Here is a 4362-nt window from a genome sequence, read left to right on the forward strand (position 1 = left end):
GGCGCCGATGGTGCCGCGCAGCTCGCCGGCGGCCACCCCGCGCCGCCCCGCCAGCTCCACCAACCCCGGGGCCGCGGCCGCGGTGTCCGCACCGGCGTCCAGCGCGATCGGCGCGAGGTCGAGGTAGACACCCTCGAGCGCCGCGGCGAGCTCGGCGACCCCGACCCCCGAGCCGGCACCGAGCGGCAGCCAGATCGACGTGGTGCCCGTGGCGAGATCGCCGAGCACCGCCTCGTTCACGTGCTTGGCGTCGGCGCCGACGATGCGCTGACGAACGTCCCAACCGGAAACGGTTGCACCGTCGGCGGTCGCGCCACGCGTGAACGGTGGTCGCCCGGGCACACCGGTGATCTCACTCGACGGGGCGTCCTCGGCCGTGTACAACGGCTTGATCACGATGCCGTCGTAGGTCGTGGCGCTGAGGTGCACCTCGGGGTCACGATCTGCGGCGACACCGGACTTCGCCAGCACCGCCGCCACCGCCTGCCGCCACTCGTCGCGTTCCACGGACGGGAAATCCGCGGCGAGCGGCAGCGACTCGAGCTGGTCGGACATGGCTGGATCTTATGGGCGATGACGCCGCGTCCACCCCTCGAGGTGGCCAATGCCTCGAAGCCCGCGGACGTGATCGGACGAACAGGCGATGCACAGCTGACTCCGGGGTCGATTCCGGGTAGGCCACCAAGACTGGCCTGCATGACCGGTCGGACGAAGGAACCATGATGATGACGGCAGGGAGGACCCGCGTGATCGACGATCACGTGACGCAGCGCCTCTCGCCCGCCCACCTCGCCGCCCTGCGCGCGGAGCTCGAGCAGCAGCGCGCCTTCCGCGCCGACCAGCTGCTGCAGCTGGCGCGTCCCGAGGGTGGTCCGTTCGCCAGCGCCGACCACGAGGTCGCGCAGGCGCTGCGGGCCGGCGCCCGCGCCGCCTTCTTCGCCGTGCAGCGCGCGCTGTGGCGGATCGAGGAGGGCACCTACGGGCGCTGCACCGAGTGCAACGCCCACATCCCCCTCGCCGACCTGCAGGCGGTGCCGCACGCCGACCGCTGCCTGCCCTGCCGCCAGGCGGCCTCACCGGGCTGACGCCCGGGCCGTCGTCGTGCTCCCGGCACGGCCCCGCGCGGGCCTAGGGTGAGCGGGGTGACCGACGACCCCACCGTGCTCGCCCGCGACGCCGCCGCCCAGCTCAAGCGGCTCACCGGCATCGAGCGTCACGACGTCGCCCTCGTCCTCGGCTCCGGCTGGGTGCCCGCGATCGAGCGGCTCGGCGAGACCGTCGCCGAGGTGCCGGTGACCGAGCTGTCGGGCTTCCTGCCACCGGCCGTCGAGGGCCATGCCGGACGCATCCGGTCGGTCGACGTCGGCGGCGTGCGACTGATGGCGTTCCTCGGGCGCACGCACCTCTACGAGGGACGCGGCGTCGACCCGGTCGTGCACGGTGTGCGCGTCGCGGCGGCGTCCGGCTGCCGGGTGCTCGTCCTGACCAACGCCTGCGGCGGGCTGCGGCCCGGCATGCAGGTCGGCGACCCCGTGCTGATCAGCGACCATCTCAACCTGACCTGGCGCACGCCGCTCGTGGGGCCGCGGTTCGTCGACCTGAGCGAGGTGTACTCGAAGCGTTTACGGGCACTCGTGCAGGGCATCGACCCGTCGATCGCCGAGGGTGTCTACGCGATGTTCCCCGGCCCGCAGTACGAGACGCCGGCCGAGGTCCGCATGGCGGGCGTGCTCGGCGCCGACCTGGTCGGCATGTCGACGGTGCTCGAGGCGGTCGCCGCGCGCGCCGAGGGCCTCGAGGTGCTCGGCCTCTCGCTCGTCACCAACCTCGCGGCCGGCCTCGGCGACAAGCTCGACCACGAGGAGGTGTTGGCCGCCGGCCGCGCCTCGGCCACCCGCATGGGGGCCCTGCTCGGCGAGCTGATCCCCCAGCTGTGACGACCGTGCTGGTCACCGGTGCGGCGGGAGCCGTCGGCGGCGCGTTGCTGCAGCGGCTGCCGGCCCTCGGCCATACCGTGCGCGGCCTCGACCGCGTGCCGCTGGACGACCCCTCGGCCGACTGCCGGGTCGGTGACATCACCTCCCCCGCAGACCTCGACGCAGCCATGGCGGGCGTCGACTCCGTCGTGCACCTCGCCGGCCGACCGAACGAGGTGCCGTGGCCCGAGATCCGCGAGGCGAACATCGAGGGCACGTTCCAGGTCTTCGAGGCGGCCCGACGGGCGGGCGTCGGGCGCGTGGTGTTCGCGTCGTCGAACCACGCGGTCGGGTTCACGCCGAACCCGCCCACCGGCGAGCAGGTGCCCGACGACCTGCTGCCCCGCCCGGACACCCTCTACGGCGTCAGCAAGGCCTTCGGCGAGGCGCTCGGCCGCTACTACGCCGAGCGGTACGGGTTGCGGGTCGCCTGCCTGCGCATCGGCTACTTCGGCGACCGCCCGCACGACGAGCGGACGCTGTCGGCCTGGCTCTCGCCCGGCGACTGCGCCCGGCTGGTCGATGCGTGCCTCACCAGCCCCGATCTCACCTGGGCCGTCGTCTGGGGAGTCTCCGCGAACACCCGTCGCCAGTGGTCACTGGCGGGTGCCGAGGCGTTGGGCTACCGGCCGCAGGACGACGCCGAGGCGTTCGCCGGGGCGATCGGTGACGGCGTCACCGCCGCTGCGGGCGCACCGCTCGGCGGTGCGTTCGCCACCGCGGAGTACGGCTTGGACGAGGTCGCCGCACGATGGGCGCACCAGCCGTGGTGACCCGCGCCGAGGTCGAGGCCTGGATCGCGGACGAGGTCGACGAGTCAGCGGCGGCCGAGCTGCAACACCTGTTGAACACCGGCGCCGACGACGAGCTGGCCGACCGGTTTGCGGGCCCGCTCACCTTCGGCACGGCCGGGCTGCGCGGGCCACTGCGTGCCGGCCCGAACGGCATGAACCGCGCCGTCGTACGAAGAGCAGCGGCCGGGCTGGCGGCCTGGCTGGGCACCGACGGCCGGGCGGGCGGCGTCGTGGTGGTCGGCTATGACGCCCGTCATGGCTCGCTCGACTTCGCGCGTGACTCGGCAGCTATCTTCGCCGCCGCCGGGTTCGACGCCCGGTTGCTGCCGCGCACCCTGCCGACGCCGGTGCTCGCCTTCTGCGTCCGGCACCTCGGCGCGGCGGCCGGCGTCATGGTGACGGCGTCGCACAACCCCCCGCAGGACAACGGCTACAAGGTCTACGCGGCGGACGGCGCGCAGATCGTGCCGCCGACCGACGCCGAGATCGAGGCGGCGATCCGGGCCGTGCCGTCGGTGCGCGGCATCGCGCTGGCGCCCGACGGCGTCACCGTGCTCGGTGAGGAGGTCGTGACGGCCTACGTCGACGCGATCGTCGGACTCGTCGCGCCCGGCCCGCGCGACCTGCGCATCGTGCACACCGCGATGCACGGCGTGGGCACCGAGATCGTGCGCGCGGTGCTCGCCCGTGCCGGGTTCGCCGACGTGCGCAGCGTGCCGCAGCAGGCCGACCCCGATCCCGAGTTCCCGACCGTCTCGTTCCCCAACCCCGAGGAGCCCGGCGCGCTCGACCTCGCGCTCGCGCTCGCGGCCGACACCGGCGCCGACCTGGTGATCGCCAACGATCCCGACGCCGACCGCTGCGCCGCCGCGGTGCCGCTGCCCGACGGCACGTGGCGGCCGCTGCGTGGCGACGAGGTCGGCGTGCTGCTGGCCGACGCCCTGCTGCGCAAGGGTGTCCGCGGCACGTACGCGACGACGATCGTGTCGTCGTCGATGCTCGGCGCGCTCGCCCGTGCCCACGGCGTGGGGTATGCCGAGACCCTCACCGGCTTCAAGTGGATCTCGCGCGCCGCCGACGACCTGGTCTACGGCTACGAGGAGGCCCTCGGCTATGCGGTCGCGCCGGGCCTGGTGCGCGACAAGGACGGCGTCAGCGCGGCGCTGCTGCTCGCCGAACTGGCCGCGTCGCTCAAGGCGGCCGGATCGTCGCTGCCGCAGCGGCTCGACGAGCTCGCCACCGAGCACGGCCGCCACGTCACCGACCAAGTCTCGGTGCGGGTCACGGTGCTGGACGAGATCGCGACGCTGATGCAGCGGCTGCGCGCCGCGCCGCCGGCGACCCTGCTCGGGGCGCCCTGCACCGTCGAGGACCTGCTGCCCCGCACCGACGGGGTGCGGTGGACGGCCGACGGCGCGCGCGTGGTGATCCGCCCGTCGGGCACCGAGCCGAAGCTCAAGGCCTACCTCGAGGTGGTCGAGCCCGGCGGCGGGGGCCGCGGGGCCGCCGCTCGGCGTGGCGCGCCGCGCGCGGGGGGGTGCGCCGCGGTGGGCGGGTGAGCCCTCACCCGGTCCAGACGTCGGTGACCGTGG

General features: G+C 74.5%; 5 protein-coding genes. 4 read left to right on the forward strand and 1 reads right to left on the reverse strand.

All coding sequences use genetic code 11. The features are described 5' to 3' along the window. Positions 1–555: methylmalonyl-CoA mutase family protein (locus ACTHMS_RS00160; RefSeq protein WP_440304651.1), on the reverse strand; the 555-nt coding region annotated here is incomplete at its 3' end. A gap of 191 nt (positions 556–746) precedes the next feature. Here ACTHMS_RS00160 and ACTHMS_RS00165 point away from each other — a divergent pair. From ACTHMS_RS00165 to ACTHMS_RS00180, 4 genes are read left to right on the forward strand one after another with little or no spacing between them, the layout of a single operon-like run. Next, positions 747–1085: a TraR/DksA family transcriptional regulator gene (locus ACTHMS_RS00165; RefSeq protein WP_440304652.1), complete on the forward strand. Its 339-nt coding sequence runs from the start codon at positions 747–749 to the stop codon at positions 1083–1085. Between the two features lie 57 nt (positions 1086–1142). Next, positions 1143–1937 (forward strand): purine-nucleoside phosphorylase, encoded by a 795-nt coding sequence (locus tag ACTHMS_RS00170; RefSeq protein WP_440304653.1) that lies wholly within the window; start codon positions 1143–1145, stop codon positions 1935–1937. Beyond that, on the forward strand, positions 1934–2749 hold the full coding sequence (locus tag ACTHMS_RS00175; RefSeq protein WP_440304654.1) for an NAD-dependent epimerase/dehydratase family protein: 816 nt from the start codon (positions 1934–1936) through the stop codon (positions 2747–2749). Before ACTHMS_RS00170 ends, ACTHMS_RS00175 begins: the two co-directional genes overlap by 4 nt. Continuing rightward, positions 2728–4329 (forward strand): phospho-sugar mutase, encoded by a 1602-nt coding sequence (locus tag ACTHMS_RS00180; protein WP_440304655.1) that lies wholly within the window; start codon positions 2728–2730, stop codon positions 4327–4329. Before ACTHMS_RS00175 ends, ACTHMS_RS00180 begins: the two co-directional genes overlap by 22 nt. Positions 4330–4362: the final 33 nt, after the last annotated feature.

Origin of the sequence: Jatrophihabitans sp., assembly GCF_051960575.1 — a bacterium.
Lineage (GTDB): Bacteria > Actinomycetota > Actinomycetes > Mycobacteriales > Jatrophihabitantaceae > JBQCEE01.